General features: G+C 73.5%; 11 protein-coding genes. 6 read left to right on the top strand and 5 right to left on the bottom strand.

From position 1 onward, the window contains the following. Positions 1-70: 70 nt before the first annotated feature. Both AB0N63_RS11755 and AB0N63_RS11750 read left to right on the top strand, forming a co-directional pair. Positions 71-1,429 carry an SWIM zinc finger family protein gene (locus AB0N63_RS11755; protein WP_365527400.1) on the top strand — a complete coding sequence of 453 codons (1,359 nt, stop codon included), beginning with the start codon at positions 71-73 and terminating at the stop codon, positions 1,427-1,429. A 264-nt stretch (positions 1,430-1,693) separates the two neighbouring features. Beyond that, complete coding sequence (locus AB0N63_RS11750; protein ID WP_365527398.1) at positions 1,694-3,322, top strand: DUF5691 domain-containing protein; 1,629 nt, start codon at positions 1,694-1,696, stop codon at positions 3,320-3,322. 158 nt (positions 3,323-3,480) lie between these two features. Here AB0N63_RS11750 and AB0N63_RS11745 read toward each other — a convergent pair whose 3' ends face one another. After that, the gene (locus AB0N63_RS11745; RefSeq protein WP_009190228.1) at positions 3,481-3,897 is read right to left on the bottom strand and encodes a cobalamin B12-binding domain-containing protein; all 417 of its coding nucleotides are present in this window, start codon (positions 3,895-3,897) and stop codon (positions 3,481-3,483) included. A 470-nt stretch (positions 3,898-4,367) separates the two neighbouring features. Between AB0N63_RS11745 and AB0N63_RS11740 the strand changes: the two genes are divergently transcribed. Both AB0N63_RS11740 and AB0N63_RS11735 read left to right on the top strand, forming a co-directional pair. Continuing rightward, the gene (locus AB0N63_RS11740) at positions 4,368-5,252 is read left to right on the top strand and encodes an alpha/beta fold hydrolase (RefSeq protein ID WP_365527395.1); all 885 of its coding nucleotides are present in this window, start codon (positions 4,368-4,370) and stop codon (positions 5,250-5,252) included. Between the two features lie 191 nt (positions 5,253-5,443). Further along, positions 5,444-6,988: a M23 family metallopeptidase gene (locus AB0N63_RS11735; protein WP_365527392.1), complete on the top strand. Its 1,545-nt coding sequence runs from the start codon at positions 5,444-5,446 to the stop codon at positions 6,986-6,988. Between the two features lie 96 nt (positions 6,989-7,084). On the opposite strand, the gene pcrA is transcribed toward AB0N63_RS11735, so the two are convergent. Further along, positions 7,085-9,610 (bottom strand): DNA helicase PcrA, encoded by a 2,526-nt coding sequence (gene pcrA / locus AB0N63_RS11730; RefSeq protein WP_365527390.1) that lies wholly within the window; start codon positions 9,608-9,610, stop codon positions 7,085-7,087. Positions 9,611-10,183: 573 nt separating this feature from the next. Between pcrA and AB0N63_RS11725 the strand changes: the two genes are divergently transcribed. After that, complete coding sequence (locus tag AB0N63_RS11725) at positions 10,184-11,542, top strand: C40 family peptidase (protein ID WP_365527387.1); 1,359 nt, start codon at positions 10,184-10,186, stop codon at positions 11,540-11,542. Positions 11,543-11,934: 392 nt separating this feature from the next. On the opposite strand, the gene AB0N63_RS11720 is transcribed toward AB0N63_RS11725, so the two are convergent. Then, positions 11,935-12,288 carry a hypothetical protein gene (locus AB0N63_RS11720; RefSeq protein ID WP_365527386.1) on the bottom strand — a complete coding sequence of 118 codons (354 nt, stop codon included), beginning with the start codon at positions 12,286-12,288 and terminating at the stop codon, positions 11,935-11,937. Positions 12,289-12,725: 437 nt separating this feature from the next. Here AB0N63_RS11720 and AB0N63_RS11715 point away from each other — a divergent pair, with 437 nt between their 5' ends. Beyond that, complete coding sequence (locus tag AB0N63_RS11715; RefSeq protein ID WP_365527609.1) at positions 12,726-13,793, top strand: C40 family peptidase; 1,068 nt, start codon at positions 12,726-12,728, stop codon at positions 13,791-13,793. A 116-nt stretch (positions 13,794-13,909) separates the two neighbouring features. Here AB0N63_RS11715 and AB0N63_RS11710 read toward each other — a convergent pair whose 3' ends face one another. Further along, entirely contained in the window at positions 13,910-14,641 is a 732-nt protein-coding gene (locus AB0N63_RS11710; protein WP_365527384.1) for a response regulator transcription factor, read from the bottom strand. Next, on the bottom strand, positions 14,641-15,930 hold the full coding sequence (locus AB0N63_RS11705; RefSeq protein WP_365527382.1) for a PspC domain-containing protein: 1,290 nt from the start codon (positions 15,928-15,930) through the stop codon (positions 14,641-14,643). Before AB0N63_RS11705 ends, AB0N63_RS11710 begins: the two co-directional genes overlap by 1 nt. Between the last annotated feature and the right edge of the window lie 172 nt (positions 15,931-16,102).

The raw sequence follows: 16,102 nt of genomic DNA, 5'->3' as shown, positions 1-16,102 counted from the left end.
CAATGTGAGCTGACCTGCGCATACGCGCTCGCCCGGCCGATTGTCAGTGGGGGGATCTACCTTCGACGGCATGACACAGCAGGGGGTGCGCTGGACCGCGGACCAGGTGCTGACACTGGCGCCTGACGACGCGTCACGCAAAGCGGGAAGCAAACTCGCCACGGCCGGGCCGTGGTCGGCGGCGGGCAGCTCGGCCGAGGGGGCGGTGTGGGGTCTGTGCAAGGGCAGCGGCAAGAAGCCGTACCAGACGGTCGTGGACCTCGGGGACGCGGCGGGGGCGGCGTACAAGTGCAGTTGTCCCAGCCGCAAGTTCCCGTGCAAGCACGCGCTCGGGCTGCTGTTGCTGTGGGCGGGCGACGAGGCCGCGGTCCCGGCGGGGCAGGAGGCGCCGGACTGGGCGGAGCCATGGCTGGCCGGCCGGCGGCAGCGGGCGGACGCGCGGCCGGCCGCCGCGGCGGGCAGCTCGTCCGGCACCGCCGGCCCGGAGGCGGCGCGCCGCCGGGCCGAGCGCCGGGCGGAGCGGATCACGGCGGGGGCGACGGAGCTGGAGCAGCGCCTGGCCGATCTGCTGCGCGGCGGTCTGGTCGCGGCCGAGCAGGCGGGGTATGCGCTGTGGGAGGAGACGGCGGCCCGCATGGTCGACGCGCAGGCCCCGGGTCTGGCGGCCCGGGTGCGGGATCTGGGGGCGATACCGTCCTCCGGGCCGGGCTGGCCGGTGCGGCTGCTGGAGGAGTGCGCGCTGCTGCATCTGCTGGACCAGGGCTGGTTGCGCCGTGAGCGGCTGCCGGAGGCACTGGCGGCGACGGTGCGCTCCCGGGTGGGCCTGCCCGGCGCGGCGGACGGCCCGCCGCTGCGCGACCGCTGGCTCGTCCTCTCCCAGTACGACACGGCGGACGCGAAGCTGACCACGCGCCGGATCTGGCTGCACGGCGCGGACAGCGGGCGTACGGCGCTGCTGATCTCCTACGGCGCGGCCGGCCGCGCCCCCGAGCTGGCGCTGCCGGTGGGGCTGGCCCTGGACGCGGAGGTCGCCGCGTATCCGGGCGCCGGACAGCCGCGCGCGGCTCTCGGGGAGCGGTTCGCGCCGCCCGCGCCGACCGGCGTGCGGCCGCCCGGCGTGACGCCCGCGCGGGCGGCCGCACGCTACGGCGAGGCACTGCGGGACGACCCGTGGCTGGAGTCCGTCCCGGTGACGCTGCGGGAGGTGATACCGGTGCCGGACGGCGACTCCTGGCAGCTGGCCGACGCCGGCTCCGACTCCGCGCTGCCGCTCACCGCGGCGGTCGGCGCCCGGCCGGGGCTGTGGCGGCTGGTGGCACTGTCGGGGGGCGCGCCCGTCATGGTGTTCGGCGAGTGCGGCCACCGCGGCTTCACGCCCTTGACGGCCTGGCGGGGGAACGCCGGCGAAATGGTCACTCTGTGTCTATGAACCCAACACCCTCAGCGATATTTTCGCTGGTCACGAGGCTTTCGTGTCCGTCATTGGAGTGACATGGCGGGATGTGGCGGAGGGTTGCGGCGCACGGCGGGAAAGCCTCACCCGAAAGGCGCACAACACCCCGGACGTCACCGATCCGCATCACGTTTCACCCTTGTTTCTCACCGGTTTCACGCATTTGTTCCACACCACGGGAAACCCGGCGCGAGTGACCCTCCGACCCCCCGCAGGCACCCGGCAACCGAAGGGAAGCTCATGATCAGGAACTCCGCCCCGGTGGAAGCGCCCGCAGCGGGTGCCTGGGAGGAGCTGGTCACCACCGCACTGCTCGGAACGGACCGCCGTACGCCCCCGGGCATGCCCGCGGGACGGCAGGCCCCGGCGGCGCTGCTGGACGCGGCGGCCGTGCAGACCGTACGGCGGCGGGCCGGGCTGCGGGCCGCACCCGCGGCCGAGCGGCCGCAGCCGGCGCCCGAGGACCCGCGGCCGCAGCTGCCTCCGGCGGCGGCCCACAGGCTGACCATGCTGCTGGCCGACCGGCACGGCACGGCGGGCGGCGGACGCAGGGGCACCGCGCCCGACCTGATGGAGCTGCTGCCCCAGTGGCTCGCCGCCGCCAACGCGCGCGGCTACGCGGCGCCCCCGCAGGCTCTGCCCGCCCTGCTGGACGCGGCCCGCGGGCGCACCGATCTGCGGCCGGCCGCGCTGACCTTGGCGGGTCCCCGCGCCCTGTGGCTGGCCCGGCTCAACCCCGACTGGCGGTTCGCCCTGCGCGCGGCCACCGGCGGCGGAACCGCCCTGCCCGGCCCCCGCGAGGCGGAACGGATACGCGAACTGTGGGAGGAGGGCCTGTTCGCGGAACGGGTGGCGCTGCTGGCGGCGCTCCGCGAGCGCGACCCCGCGGCGGCGCGGGACCTGCTGGCCGGCACCTGGGCCACCGAGCGGGCCGAGGACCGTCTGATGTTCCTCGACTCGCTGCGCGCCGGCCTGGCGCCGGAGGACGAGCCGTTCCTGGAGCAGGCCCTCGGGGACCGCAGCCGCAACGTGCGGGCGACAGCCGCCGAACTGCTGTCGGCGCTGCCCGGCTCGGCGCTGGCCGCGCGGATGGCGGACCGGGCCACGGCGTGCGTGGCCGTCGATCACACCCTCGACGCGCCGACCATCGCCGTCGAGACCCCGCACGAGTGCGACGCGGCCATGGAGCGCGACGGCGTCGTGTCCAAGGCGCCCTCCGGGCGGGGCGAGCGGTCGTGGTGGCTGGGCCAGCTGCTGGAGGCGGCCCCGCTCGGCACCTGGCCCGCACGCCTGGGCGGGCGCACCCCCGAAGAGATCGTGGCCCTGCCGGTCGCCGACGGCTGGCAGGGCGAGCTGCACGCCGCCTGGTGCCGGGCCGCGGTGCGGCAGCGGGACGCACGCTGGGCACGGGCGCTGCTCGGAGCGCCCGCGGCGCCCGAGGCCGGCGGGCCGGGCGCGGTGTCGCTGGCCGAGCGCGCCCGGCTGCTCGGCACGCTGGGCGCCGCCGAACGGGCCGACTGGGTGGCCGGGTTCATCTCGGCGCACGGTCTGTCCGAAGCGTTTCAGCTGCTCGGCGTGTGTGCGGTGCCGTGGGCCGCGCCACTCGGCCGGGCGGTGGTCGACGCGCTCAACATCGCGCGGGACGCAGGGAGTTACCCATGGAGTTTCAGTGGAGTGATGGGACTGGCCGAGCGGTGTCTGGACCCCGCGGAGGCGAGTCGGCTCGACGGGCTGCTGGCGGTGCCGGACGAGGCGCGGGACGCCTCGCCCGGGGCCGGCGGGTACTGGGCGGAGGCGTTCCAGCGACTGGTGACGACTTTGCGGCTGCGCGCCGCGATGACCGAGGAACTCGGTGCCCTCGGTGGCTGAGCGGTGCGGCGGAGGACGGCGGGCGTCTGCGGGGGCCGCGCCCCCGGGCCGCCCAGACCCTCCTTCGGCCTGAACGGCCTCGCCCTCAGCCGCCGGCCGGGCCGGTCGCACCCGCCCCGCACGCCCCGGTGCACAGCCTCGCGCCGCGCCCGCGAGGGCTACGCCTCCGCCGGCTGGCGGACGTTCTCGCGGACCCAGTCGACGATCGACTGGGTGGTCGCGCCCGGAGTGAAGATCTCGGCGACGCCCTTCTCCTTCAGCGGCGCGATGTCGTCCTCCGGGATGATGCCGCCGCCGAAGACGACGATGTCCTCCGCCTCGCGCTCCTTGAGCAGGTCGATGACCGCGGCGAAGAGAGTGTTGTGCGCGCCGGAGAGGATGGACAGGCCGATCGCGTCGGCGTCCTCCTGGATCGCCGTGTCCACGATCTGCTCCGGGGTCTGGTGGAGCCCCGTGTAGATGACCTCCATGCCGGCGTCGCGCAGCGCCCGCGCGATCACCTTGGCCCCGCGATCGTGGCCGTCGAGCCCCGGCTTGGCCACCACCACGCGGATCGGACCGGCTGCCACACCCATCACTGCCTCCATGAAGCGACTACAACCGCCCGCCGTGGGGCGGCCGCCCCGCACCACATCGTCCGGGGAAGTGAACGAACGTTATCTCCAGCATCCCGCAACCCGCAGTTTCGGGGTGCGCGGGGAGGGGCAAATCACACGGTGGGACACTCCTCCGGGCTCGGACTCCTGGAGCAAGGGGGGCTTTCACGCCCCGCACCGATCCCCGTCGCCGCGGGCCACGGCCCGGACAGCACCGTGGCACGGAAGCCGGTGCGGGAACAAGCTTCACGGAAGCCGCAGCGAGGTCGTCACAGCGCGGCGCCGCGATCGGCGCGCCGTGGCGGTGCAGCACACCGGCGAGGGCACGCAGGACACACGAGCCGCCCCACGTTCCGCGCCCCCGCCCCGCCGGCCGCGGCCGCCGCGACCGCCCACAGGGACGCACGGGGGACAGGGCCGTCCTCCCGTGCGCCGACAGGAGGTCGGCCATGAAGGTCACCAGCGTCGCAGACCCCATCCTTCCGCTCTGTCAGCGTCTGTTCCCGAGCAGGATCGCGGGAGTCTCGCTGGGTCTGCTGAAGGCGACCGCCCTGGAACTGGCGATCCTCGCGGGACACGTCCTCCTGTATCCCTCCGGGATCGTCCAGGAGCGCCGCGGCCCGGCGTGCCCGCTGCCCGCGCCCGGCACGACGGACGGGCCGGGCGGCGCCGCCCGGCTGCCGGTGGAGGCCAAGCCGCCGGTGGTGCTGCTGCACGGGTTCATCGACAACCGCTCGGTGTTCGTGCTGTTGCGCCGCAGCCTCGCCCAGCACGGCCGGCAGCGCGTGGAGTCCCTCAACTACTCGCCGCTGACCTGTGACATCCGCACCGCGGCCGAACTGCTCGGCCGGCACATCGAGGAGATCTGCGAGCGCACCGGCAGCAAGCGGGTCGATGTGGTCGGGCACAGCCTGGGTGGCCTGATCGCGCGGTACTACGTACAGCGGCTCGGCGGTGACCTGCGGGTGCGCACCCTGGTCACGCTCGGCACCCCGCACGCCGGCACCCGGGTGGCGCCGTTGGCCAACGCCCATCCGATCGTGCGCCAGATGCGCCCCGGCTCGGAGCTGATCGAGGAGCTGTCGCGTCCCGCACCGGGCTGCCGTACGTACTTCGTCAGTTTCTGGAGCGACCTCGACCATCTGATGGACCCGCTGGAGTCGGCCTGTGTGGACCACCCCGACCTGAAGGCGGAGAACGTGCGGGTGAGCGGCATCGGTCATCTCGCCCTGCCGGTGCATCCGGCCGTGGCGAGCGGAATCCGCCAGGCCCTGGACACCGTGCGGCCGGGAGACCCGACCGCGAGCCGGGCCGGAGGCCTGACCGTCGCGTGAGGTTGACCCATCAGGGTCGAACTTCGTCTCGAACACAACGTCAAGGGCGTGTCCGCCGTCCGCCGAAACACAGCCGATTGCCCGTTTCCCGCGTACGGGAAACCGGCCGAAGATTGTCGCGCCCGCGTACCGCCGGGTACAGTCGCCGCACTGCTCTGGCAGCCCCTGTTGTCGAGGCGAAAGAGAAGTTGGTGAACGACCGTCACCCGTCGGGGACCGCTACCCCCCCGGCACCGGCCTCCGAAGACGCCTCGGCGCCCTATGCGTCGTACGGCGGACAGGAAGCCGCGTACGGCGACTTCACCTCGTACGACACCACGTACGGCGAGTACGGCGCCACCGGATTCCACACCGGCACGTACCACACCGCCGACTACTCCGCCGTCCCCGGCCACGACGGCCTCACCGGCGAGAACGCCCAGGTGACCGGCACCTACGACACCACGCAGTGGTCCACGGGCAGCCAGCAGAGCCTGAACTGCGACGCGTACGCGGCCCAGCACCACGCCGCCTACGACACCGGCGCCTACGACACGACCGCGTGGGCCACCGGCTACCAGCAGGTGCCGTTCGTGCCGCAGCAGTCCGCGCCCGCCGACACCAGCGGACAGTGGGACGCGAGCGCCTGGCTCCAGAACGACCCGCAGGACGCCGCCGCCGAGGCGGCCCGGCAGTGGGACTGGAACGCCCAGGGCACCGACACCCAGACGTTCGAGGCCCAGGCGTTCGACACCCAGACCTTCGATGCCCAGCTCCTCGGGGCACAGTCTTTCGACACCGGCGCCTACGACGCCACCCAGTGGAACACCGGCGGCACGGCCGACGGGGAGACCACCGCGACCGGCCTGCTCCCCGAGCCCCGGCAGTCGTACGACGACACGGGCGCCGACGGCACCGTTCCGGCGGCGCCGGAGCAGGACGCCACCGGCGAACTGCCCGCCGTCGCCCTCCTGGAGGACCAGGAGGAGATCGCCCATGTCCCGGCCCCGCGCGCGGGGGGCCGTTCGCGTCGCCGCCAGCCGGCCAAGCGTTCGGCGCTGCTCACGGTGGCGGTGCCCTCGGTCTGCGTCCTGGGGGTGGCCGGCGCGGCCGCCGCTTCCGTGGGCACCTTCACCGACGACGCCAAGGAGACCTCGGCGTCCGCCCCCGACGCGCACCCCGTCCAGCCGGCCACCGCCAACAACAAACTGGACACCCAACTGCAGAGCCTGTCCGCCGGGGCCGACGACTTCGCCGACCGCGCCAGCCGTACGCAGGAGCGCATCGACCTCAAGGCCCAGCAGGTCGCCGAGCAGAAGAAGGCGGCGGAGGAGGCGGCCCGCAAGGAGCGGTTGCGCCCCAAGTTCATGCTGCCGGTCCTGCAACGCGGGCTGAGCGCCTACTTCGGCCAGGCCGGCGTGAACTGGATGTCCGTGCACACCGGCATCGACTTCCCCGTCGCCTACGGCACCACGGTCATGGCCGCGACCGACGGCACGGTCCGCACGCAGTGGAACAGCGCCTACGGCAACATGCTGATCCTCACCGCGAAGGACGGCACGGAGACCTGGTACTGCCACCTCTCCAGCTACCGGGTTCCCTCCGGTACGAGCGTCAAAGCCGGAGAGCCCATCGCGTACTCGGGCAACTCCGGCAACTCCACGGGCCCGCATCTCCACTTCGAGGTGCGGCCCGCGGGCGGGTCGCCGATAGACCCGCTGCCGTGGCTGCGCAGCCACGGTCTCGACCCGACCTGATCCGGCCCCCGCTACCGGCTCGGGCTCGGGCTCGGGCTCCGGGCAAGCGTGAGCCCCCGCCGCGCGGGGGCTCACGTCTTTCCGCGCCCACTGGGGCTACAGCTTCTCCACCGGCGCGTACCGCAGCAGCAGCCGCTTGGGCTTGGCGTCGCCGAAGTCGATCGTCGCCTCCGCGTTGCCGCCGGTGCCCTTGACCGCGACCACCGTGCCGAGACCGAACTGGTCGTGCGTGACCCGGTCGCCGACGGCGAGGGACACCACCGGCTTGTCCGCGGTGCGGCGGGTGGCGAACCCGGAGGCGCCGGACGCCGACGAGCGGGAGCGGGACGACGACAGCGAGGCCGCCACCCCGGACGCCGGGCCGGAGGGCGCCGCCACCGAGCCGCCCGTCCGCTTCCAGTCGACGTGCGTCTGCGGGATCTCCTCCAGGAACCGGGAGGGCGGGTTGTACGACGGCTGTCCCCACGCGCTGCGCATCGCCGAGCGGGTCAGATACAGCCGCTCCCGGGCGCGCGTGATGCCGACGTAGGCGAGCCGGCGCTCCTCCTCCAGCTCCTTGACCTGGCCGAGGGCGCGCATGTGCGGGAAGACGCCGTCCTCCATGCCGGTGAGGAAGACCACCGGGAACTCCAGGCCCTTGGCGGTGTGCAGGGTCATCAACGTGATGACGCCGTCGCCGTCCTCCTCGTCGGGGATCTGGTCGGAGTCGGCGACCAGGGCGACCTGCTCCAGGAACTCCGACAGCGCGACCGGCTCGCCCTCCCCGCGCTCCTGCTCGAACTCCAGCGCGACGGCGGCGAGTTCCTGGAGGTTCTCGATGCGGGTCTCGTCCTGCGGGTCGGTGGAGGACTGCAACTCGGCGAGGTAGCCCGTGCGTTCGAGGACGGCTTCCAGGATCGTGGCCGGACCGGCGCCCGACTCCACGATCGTGCGCAGCTCCTCCATCAGCGTGTTGAACCGCTTGACGGCGTTGGTCGACCGCGCGGCCATGCCGTACGCCTCGTCCACGCGGCGCAGCGCCTGCGGGAAGCTGATCTTCTCGCGCTGGGCGAGGGCGTCGACCATCGCCTCGGCGCGCTCGCCGATGCCGCGCTTGGGCACGTTGAGGATGCGGCGCAGCGGGACGGAGTCCTCGGGGTTGGCCAGTACCCGCAGGTAGGCGAGGACGTCCCGGACCTCCTTGCGCTCGTAGAAGCGGACGCCGCCGACGACCTTGTAGGGCAGGCCGACGCGGATGAAGATCTCCTCGAAGACACGGGACTGGGCGTTGGTGCGGTAGAAGACGGCGACGTCTCCGGCCTTGGCCTCGCCCGCGTCGGTGAGCCGGTCTATCTCGTCGGCGACGAACTGCGCCTCGTCGTGCTCGGTGTCGGCGACGTACCCGGTGATGCGGGCGCCGGCGCCGGCGTTGGTCCACAGGTTCTTCGGGCGGCGCGACTCGTTGCGCTCGATGACCGCGTTGGCGGCGGACAGGATGGTCTGCGTTGAGCGGTAGTTCTGCTCCAGCAGGATCGTCGTCGCGTCCGGGTAGTCCTCCTCGAACTGGAGGATGTTGCGGATGGTCGCGCCGCGGAAGGCGTAGATCGACTGGTCGGCGTCGCCCACCACGCACAGCTCGGCCGGCGGCACGTCGGCCTCGCTCGGCGGCACGTCCACGGGGTGCTCGGCGGTGCCGACGAGTTCCCGGACGAGGGCGTACTGCGCGTGGTTGGTGTCCTGGTACTCGTCGACCAGGACGTGCCGGAAGCGGCGGCGGTAGTGCTCGGCGACGTCCGGGAAGGCGCGCAGCAGGTTGACCGTCGTCATGATCAGGTCGTCGAAGTCGAGGGCGTTGGCCTCGCGCAGCCGCGACTGGTAGAGGGCGTAGGCCTGGGCGATGGTCTTCTCGAAGCCGTCGGTGGCCTGGGCGGCGAAGTCCTCCTCGTCGATCAGCTCGTTCTTCAGGTTGCTGATCTTGGCGCTGAAGGACTTCGGCGGGTAGCGCTTGGGGTCGAGGTCCAGATCGCGGCAGACCAGGGCCATCAGACGCTTGGAGTCGGCGGCGTCGTAGATCGAGAAGGACGACGTGAAGCCGAGCCGCTTGCTCTCGCGGCGCAGGATGCGCACGCACGCGCTGTGGAAGGTCATCACCCACATCGCGTGGGCCCGCGGGCCGACCAGCTGCTCGACGCGCTCCTTCATCTCGCCGGCGGCCTTGTTGGTGAAGGTGATCGCCAGGATCTGCCCGGGGTGCACACCCCGCTCAGCCAGCAGGTAGGCGATCCGGTGCGTCAGGACGCGGGTCTTGCCGGAGCCCGCGCCGGCCACGATGAGCAGTGGAGAGCCGGCGTGGACGACGGCGGCGCGCTGGTTGTCGTTCAGCCCCTCCAGGAGCGCGGCCGAGTCGATGACCGGCCGGGGGGCGCCGTCGCGGTAGTAGGCGTCGCGCCCGTACCCGTCGGAGTCGCGGGGATCCGGGAGGTAGGACTGCGGGTCCGGCGGCACGTCGAACTTCCCGCCGAACAGATCGTCCGGAACGGACTCCGGAGCGTGATCGTCCTCGGGCGGCGGCGGTGGTTCCTCCCCGTGGGCCCGCGGGGCCTGGAGGTCCGCCAGGAAGCTGTCGTCAAAGAGGCTGCTCATCGCTCTACGAGTCTAGGGCTCCCCACTGACAACCCGGGGCCGGATCGTCCGATCGCCCTCACGGACCACATCGAATCGGTCCGCCGGCCGCCGGACGGAGCCGCCGGGACCGGACCGGCCGGCCGCGACACGGCCACAACCCGGCCCCCGCACGCGGCCGGCCGGACCGGACCAGGCCGCCCCATGAGGGCCATGGGACCGGACCAGGCGGTCACCCCACGCAGCCGGTCCGCCACGGCGACGACACGGTTCGGCCAGGTCACGAATACGTATCGGGCATATCACGCATCGACCTTCACAGGAGCCTCACGGGTTGGTTACCGTTCCGACGGGCCGCACGACCCCACCGGCGAACGGCGCCGGGCCGCGCGGCCTCCGCCGAATCCGGCCGCACCGCCATGCGCGCCGGACCCGGGACCCGCGCCCCGGAGGGGAATCGGCCCGCCTTCTTCCACGAGCACAAGCTCGCCACGAGCTTCTTCCGTGAGCGGGACAGCGAGGCGCTCCCTTCCGGAACGCCCGCCCGAACCGACAGCCCACCCGGCAGGCGGAGGATGGAAGGAGTCGCCCCCCTTGGCGTCGCACCGCAAGCTCCACCCCCCGGTCACGCACGCGACCGGTCCGTCCGCTCCCGCACCGGCTCCCGTCCCGGTTCCGGCCGGTCCGGCTCCGGCCTCCGTGGCCCTGCTCCCCCACAGCGCCGAGCCCTCGGACGTCCTGTCCCCGGGCGGGAGGCCGAGCCCCGAAGAGGTCGAGAGGAAGCTCGACGAGCTGTACCGGCGGGCCGATGCCGCGGCCGACGGCCGTGAGGAGTCCGAGGGCCGAAACGGCGGGTCCGGGAACGGGCGCGACGAGGACGGGCGCGGTGGCGCCGGAAGTCGGTACGGCGGGGCCGAGGAGGGGCCCGGTGGCGCAGGAGCCGGGGTCCGGGCCGGCGAGAGAGGCGTCCGGCAGCGCGGCCGGGGCGGTGCGCTCCGCGACGGCACCGCCAAGCGCACCGACATGCTGACCAAGGCGCGCGAGATGCTGGGGGCGTTCACCGCGGCGCCGTACCGCCCCGCGGCCTCGGGGCCGGACGCCGCCGCCCTGCTGCTCGCGGAGGCCCCGAGCGGCTACTTCGACCGGGCGCAGCTGATGAGCCGGCTGACCGCGCGGCAACGGGTCCGGGCCGCCGGGCGCACCGCGCAGCGGCCCGCGGCCGCCGGCCAGAACCCGTCGGCGGGGCGGAACGCGCCGGTGGACGCCGTCGTTCCCGGGACGGCTGGTCCCGGTACCGAGGGTTCTGGTCGTCATCGAGCCTCGGCCGGGGCCTCGGTCATGGCGTCGGCCGGGGCGTCGACCACGGCGTCAGCCGCACAGCAGTACGACATCAGGGCGGCCAAAGCCGCAGTCCAGCGCAAGCTCGCCGCGGCACGCACGCTGCTGGTGGCTGCGGGAACGGCCACCGGCGCACCCGCCACGGCCGCCCCCGTCCCCGCCGTGCCGTCCGCGCCAGTCGTCCCGGCCGTGCCGACCGCCGCAGACGGGTCCGTCCGGCGGGTCGGTTCCCCGTCCGTCACCAAGGCCCTCAAGGCCCTCGCCTTCGCCCGCGCGCAGATCGGCAAGCCGTATGTGTGGGGCGCGTCGGGTCCCGGCTCCTACGACTGCTCGGGGCTCACCCAGGCCGCGTGGAAGGCCGCCGGGGTCGCCCTGCCCCGCTCCACACGCGACCAGTCCGACGCGGGCACGACCGTCCCGCTGGCCGAAGCGCTCCCGGGTGACCTCGTCTTCTTCCACGACCCTCACGACTCCCTCCGTGAGGTCGGCCACGTCGGTGTCTACGCGGGTCACGGCATGATGATCCACGCCCCGGGGCCGGGCGCGTACGTCCGCGAGGACCCGATCCACCACGACGGCGCCCCGGCCGTCCACCACGTGGTGCGACCGGCCTGACGGGGAGGGCGGGAAGAGCGCGCCCGAGCTGGGCGGGCGCACAGGGCGGCACCGGCGCAACCGGGCGCGAAGGCGGCGCACACCCGGTACGGGTCGCCTTGACGCAATTCGGGTGCGCCCGCGCGCGCCCCGCCCGCACGGCGCGCGCGGCTCCTGAGGATCGCGATCACGGCCGTCTCCTCGCTGGGGACGACGGCGGCGGCCACGCTGTCCATCGCCGTCTCCCTGCGCATCCCGGAGCTGGACGTGCTCGGCCAGGTGCTGCTCTGGGTCGTGGCGGCCTGGCCCGCGGTCGGCGCGGGGGCCTGGCTCGCGGTCGGCGCGGGGCGGTCGCGGAAGCGCGCGCCGGCCTCAGGACCGCACGCTGACCCGCACGGCCCCGGAGGCGACGGTCAGGTCCACAGCACCGCGATGAAGATGTTCGCCACGGTCAGCAGGCCGACGACGCCGAACATGCCCTTGTCCACCTTCTCGTCGTCGCGCTTGACGTAGACGAGGCCCAGGATGACGATCAGCAGCGCCAGCTTCACGCCGATCTTGATGTTGTCGAGGGGGTAGTCCTGAGCCTGGTTGAGGCCGACCAGGACGACGCCGGTGACCAGCATGGTGAGCGCGCCGTGCAGCATGCCCGGCACGAACCGGGCCGTGCCCTGGCCCACCGCCTTCATCTGGGTGAGGAAACCGCCGAGCAGCGCGGCGATTCCGATGATGTGCAGGCCGACGAAGAGATGGATGAGTACGTCCATGAGGCCGGAGCCTAATCTCACGCCTTCGGCCCTCCGGCACCGGCCCGTCCCCGCGCATCCGTCCGCGGACGTGCGGGGTGTCCCCGGTACGGCGGTGCACGTACGCCCCATAGCACCCTGTTACTCCTGTTCGCTGCGGAACCTCCGCTTCGGTCATCACTCCACGTGAAGCGACCGCCTCTGGGGGTGCCCAGCGGACACATACGGTCACCATCCGCTCTGCTCGCGCCAGTTCCGTACATGGAGCCACCCGCCCGACATGGTCGGTCCTAGCGTCCTCACCCAGGTGACCGGCCATCCCAGCGCCGCCCGGGTCAGGGGCGGCGGCCGGGCACCTCCGCCGAATGGTCCGGCGGCGGCATGCTCCCCCGTTCGCGCCGTCGCCGGACCCCGTACCCCCGCATCCGCGGCCGGACGAAGGGAACGTGAAGCTCCTCGTGGCAGCGCACCGCAGGCCCCGGCAACGCCCGCTCAGTGGCGGCACAGCGCGTACCGCCGTCACGCTCGCCCTGGCGGGCGCGGCGACGGCCACCTGCTTCGACGGCGTCGGACAGGCCGCGCCACAGCCGGCTCCGAGGCAGGTCAGGGCCAGGGTGGATCAGCTGTACCGGGAGGCGGAGACCGCCATCCAGAAGTACGACGGCGCGAAGGAGAAGGCGGACGCGGCCGAGCGGCGGTTGCGGACACTCGGCGACGAGGCGGCCCGCACCCAGGCGAAGCTGAACGCGGCGCGGGAGACCCTGGGATCGATCGCCGCCGCCCAGTACCGGGAGGGCGGGGTCGATCCCACCGTGAGGCTCATGCTCGCCGACGACCCCCGGCACTATCTGGAGAGCGCCGAGTTCGCGGAACGGGCCGGCGCCCGGCAGGTGGCCGCCGTCGCCGGAGTTCGCAGCCAGCGCAGGAAGATCGAACGGCTGCGCGGTGCCGCCCGCGTCGAACTGACCTCCCTGAAGTCGCGGCAGGCGGAGCTGCGGCGGCACAAGAAGACGATCACCACCAAGCTGGACGCGGCCCGGCGCCTGCTGACCCGGCTCACCCCGCACCAACGCGCCGAGGCGACCGGCCAGGACCCGAACGCCTCCGCCGCCTCCCGCATGCCCGCCGCCCCGTCCGCACGCCCGCTCGGCCGCCCGGACGCGGTCGCGGCGCCCACCTCCCGGGCGGCCGCCGCCGTCGCCTACGCCTACCAGAAGCTCGGCAGCCCCTACGTCTGGGGCGCGACCGGTCCCCACGCCTTCGACTGCTCGGGCCTGGCCCTGGCCGCCTACCGCGCCGCCGGCGTCTCGCTGCCCCGCACGACCTACGCCCAGATCAACGCCGGCCGCCGCGTCTCACGCGCCGAGCTGCTCCCCGGTGACCTGGTGTTCTTCTACTCCGGGATCAGTCATGTCGGCATCTACGTCGGCGACGGCCGCATGATCCACGCGCCGAACCCCTCGGCCCCCGTCCGTCTGGCCCCGATCGACCAGATGCCTTTCGCGGGGGCGGCCCGGGTGGCGTGATGCGGGCAGCCTCAGCCGGGGCCGAGAAGTCCCGAGCAGCACTGCGAAGGGCGGGCGGGGGACGCCTCGGCTGCGGCGAGTGGCCGGGCGGTGGTCTGGTCCGTTGGCGCGGCCGCTCACACCAGCCGGCGGGCCGTGGCCCAGCGGGTCAGCTCGTGCCGGTTGGACAGTTGGAGCTTGCGCAGCACCGCCGAGACATGGGACTCCACCGTCTTCACCGAGATGAAGAGCTGCTTGGCGATCTCCTTGTAGGCGTAGCCGCGGGCGATCAGCCGGAGGACCTCGCGCTCGCGCTGGGTGAGACGGTCGAGGTCCTCGTCCACCGGCGGCGCGTCGGTCGAGGCGAAGGCGTCGAGCACGAAGCCGGCCAGCCGCGGTGAGAACACCGCATCGCCCTCCTGGACGCGGAAGACGGAGTCGACGAGGTCGGCCCCGGTGATCGTCTTCGTCACGTATCCGCGCGCCCCGCCGCGGATGACTCCGATCACGTCCTCCGCCGCGTCCGAGACGGACAGGGCGAGGAAGCGGACCGGCCTCTCGCTGTCGGCCATCAGCGCGGCACAGCGGCGCAGCACCTCGACCCCGCCGCCGCCGGGCAGGTGCACATCGAGCAGGACGACCTCGGGGCGGGCCGCGGTGATGACGCTGACCGCCTGGTCGACGTCCGCCGCCTCGCCGACGACCTCCACCCCGGTCTCCTCGGTCCGGCCGATCTCGGCCTGGACGCCCGTGCGGAACATCCGGTGGTCGTCGACGAGGACCACGCGCACACGGCGTCCGCCCACCCCGCCGGCGCCCTCCGCCGCCTCCGCTCCCGCCGTGCCGTTCGTCTCGGTCGGGTCGCTCATCACGTGTTCTCCGCCCTCTCCATCTCCAGCTCGACCTCCGTGCCGCCGTCCGGCACCGCGCGCAGCCGGGCCGTGCCCCCGTTGCGCTCCATGCGGCCGCTGATCGATTCTCTGACGCCCATGCGGTCGGCGGGTATCGCGTCGAGGTCGAAGCCGGGGCCGCGGTCCCGGACGGACACGAAGACCTTCTTCCCCTCCACCTCGGCGTAGACCTGTACGGCGCCGCCCTCGCCACCGTACTTGGCGGCGTTCACCATGGCTTCCCGCGCGGCTTGCATCTGGGCGCCGATCCTTTCGTCGAGCGGGCAGTCGCCGACCACGACCACCTCTATGGGGACGCCGTGCTTGTCCTCGACCTCGGCGGCGTTGCGCTTGACCGCCTCGGCGAGCGTGGCCGGTTCGTCGGCCTCGTCCTTGCCGTTGCCCTCCGGTTTGTAGAGCCAGGCACGCAGGTCGCGCTCCTGTGCGCGGGCGAGGCGGCGCACCTCCCCCGCGTTCTCCGCATTGCGCTGGATCAGCGTGAGCGTGTGCAGCACCGAGTCGTGCACGTGGGCCGCGACCTCCGCCCGCTCCTGGGCGCGGATGCGCATCAGCCGCTCCTCGGAGAGGTCCTGCGTCATCCGCACGAGGTACGGGCCGACGAGGAGCGTGATGCCGACGAGGACCGCGAGCGCCGCCTGGAGGACCGAGCCGAGGTGGGCGGCCGAGCCCTGCAGGACGAAGATCGCGGTGACGCCTGCCGTGACCAGCAGGACGCCCGCTCCGGCGCGCAGCAGCGTGAGCGTCCGGCGGTGGCGGCCCACCTCGGCCCAGCGGGCCCGGCGGGCGTTGTCCGCCTGGCGCCAGACCAGGGCCACGCCCGCGGCGACGAGGACGGCCGGCACGAGATACGCCTTGGCCGCGCCGCCCAGGTCCACGCTGCCGACGAAGACCGTCGCCACGACGACCATGAGGAGCAGCGCGAGTATCTGTCCCCGGTCGGGTTTGCGGGCGACTATCCTGCGGCGGCCGTCGGGTGAGGTCTCGGTGGTGACGAGCGAGGGCGGTTTCTGGCCCGCGACGCCGCCGACGCCGAGGGGCACGAAGAACCAGAAGGCCGCGTACAGCAGCGCGCCGAGGCCGTCGGCCATGAACAGGCCGGCGAAGACGAGCCGCACCCAGACCACGGGCAGCCCGAGATGCCCGGCGAGGCCCCGCGCCACTCCGCCGAGCCAGCGTCCGTCGCTGCTGCGGTAGAGCTTGCGCGGCGGCCACGGGTCGTCGAGGGGCAGTGCTGCGGCTTCCGGCATGCCATTGATGGTCACATGCCGTCGCGGCGGGGACATCAGGGTCGGTCCCCGAGACTCCCCTGATCTTCCCTCGGCCCCGGCGACGACGCGGTGCCGGCCGTGCCCGGACGGCCGTCGAACGCATCCCCGGCGGGGCTCAGGGGCGAATCAGGGTTCGGCCAGGGTCGTCCCG

The sequence above is a fragment of the Streptomyces sp. NPDC093260 genome, from assembly GCF_040683715.1.
GTDB lineage: Bacteria > Actinomycetota > Actinomycetes > Streptomycetales > Streptomycetaceae > Streptomyces > Streptomyces sennicomposti.
This window is presented reverse-complemented; position numbering and strand designations above follow the sequence as displayed.

What these genes read in the sequence shown, in the direction of transcription:
- AB0N63_RS11745 (WP_009190228.1), bottom strand. Translation starts at nt 3,897, where the DNA reads ATGGGTGTGGCAGCCGGTCCGATCCGCGTGGTGGTGGCCAAGCCGGGG.
- AB0N63_RS11740 (WP_365527395.1), top strand. Translation starts at nt 4,368, where the DNA reads ATGAAGGTCACCAGCGTCGCAGACCCCATCCTTCCGCTCTGTCAGCGT.
- AB0N63_RS11750 (WP_365527398.1), top strand. Translation starts at nt 1,694, where the DNA reads ATGATCAGGAACTCCGCCCCGGTGGAAGCGCCCGCAGCGGGTGCCTGG.
- AB0N63_RS11720 (WP_365527386.1), bottom strand. Translation starts at nt 12,288, where the DNA reads ATGGACGTACTCATCCATCTCTTCGTCGGCCTGCACATCATCGGAATC.
- AB0N63_RS11705 (WP_365527382.1), bottom strand. Translation starts at nt 15,930, where the DNA reads ATGCCGGAAGCCGCAGCACTGCCCCTCGACGACCCGTGGCCGCCGCGC.
- pcrA (WP_365527390.1), bottom strand. Translation starts at nt 9,610, where the DNA reads ATGAGCAGCCTCTTTGACGACAGCTTCCTGGCGGACCTCCAGGCCCCG.
- AB0N63_RS11755 (WP_365527400.1), top strand. Translation starts at nt 71, where the DNA reads ATGACACAGCAGGGGGTGCGCTGGACCGCGGACCAGGTGCTGACACTG.
- AB0N63_RS11710 (WP_365527384.1), bottom strand. Translation starts at nt 14,641, where the DNA reads ATGAGCGACCCGACCGAGACGAACGGCACGGCGGGAGCGGAGGCGGCG.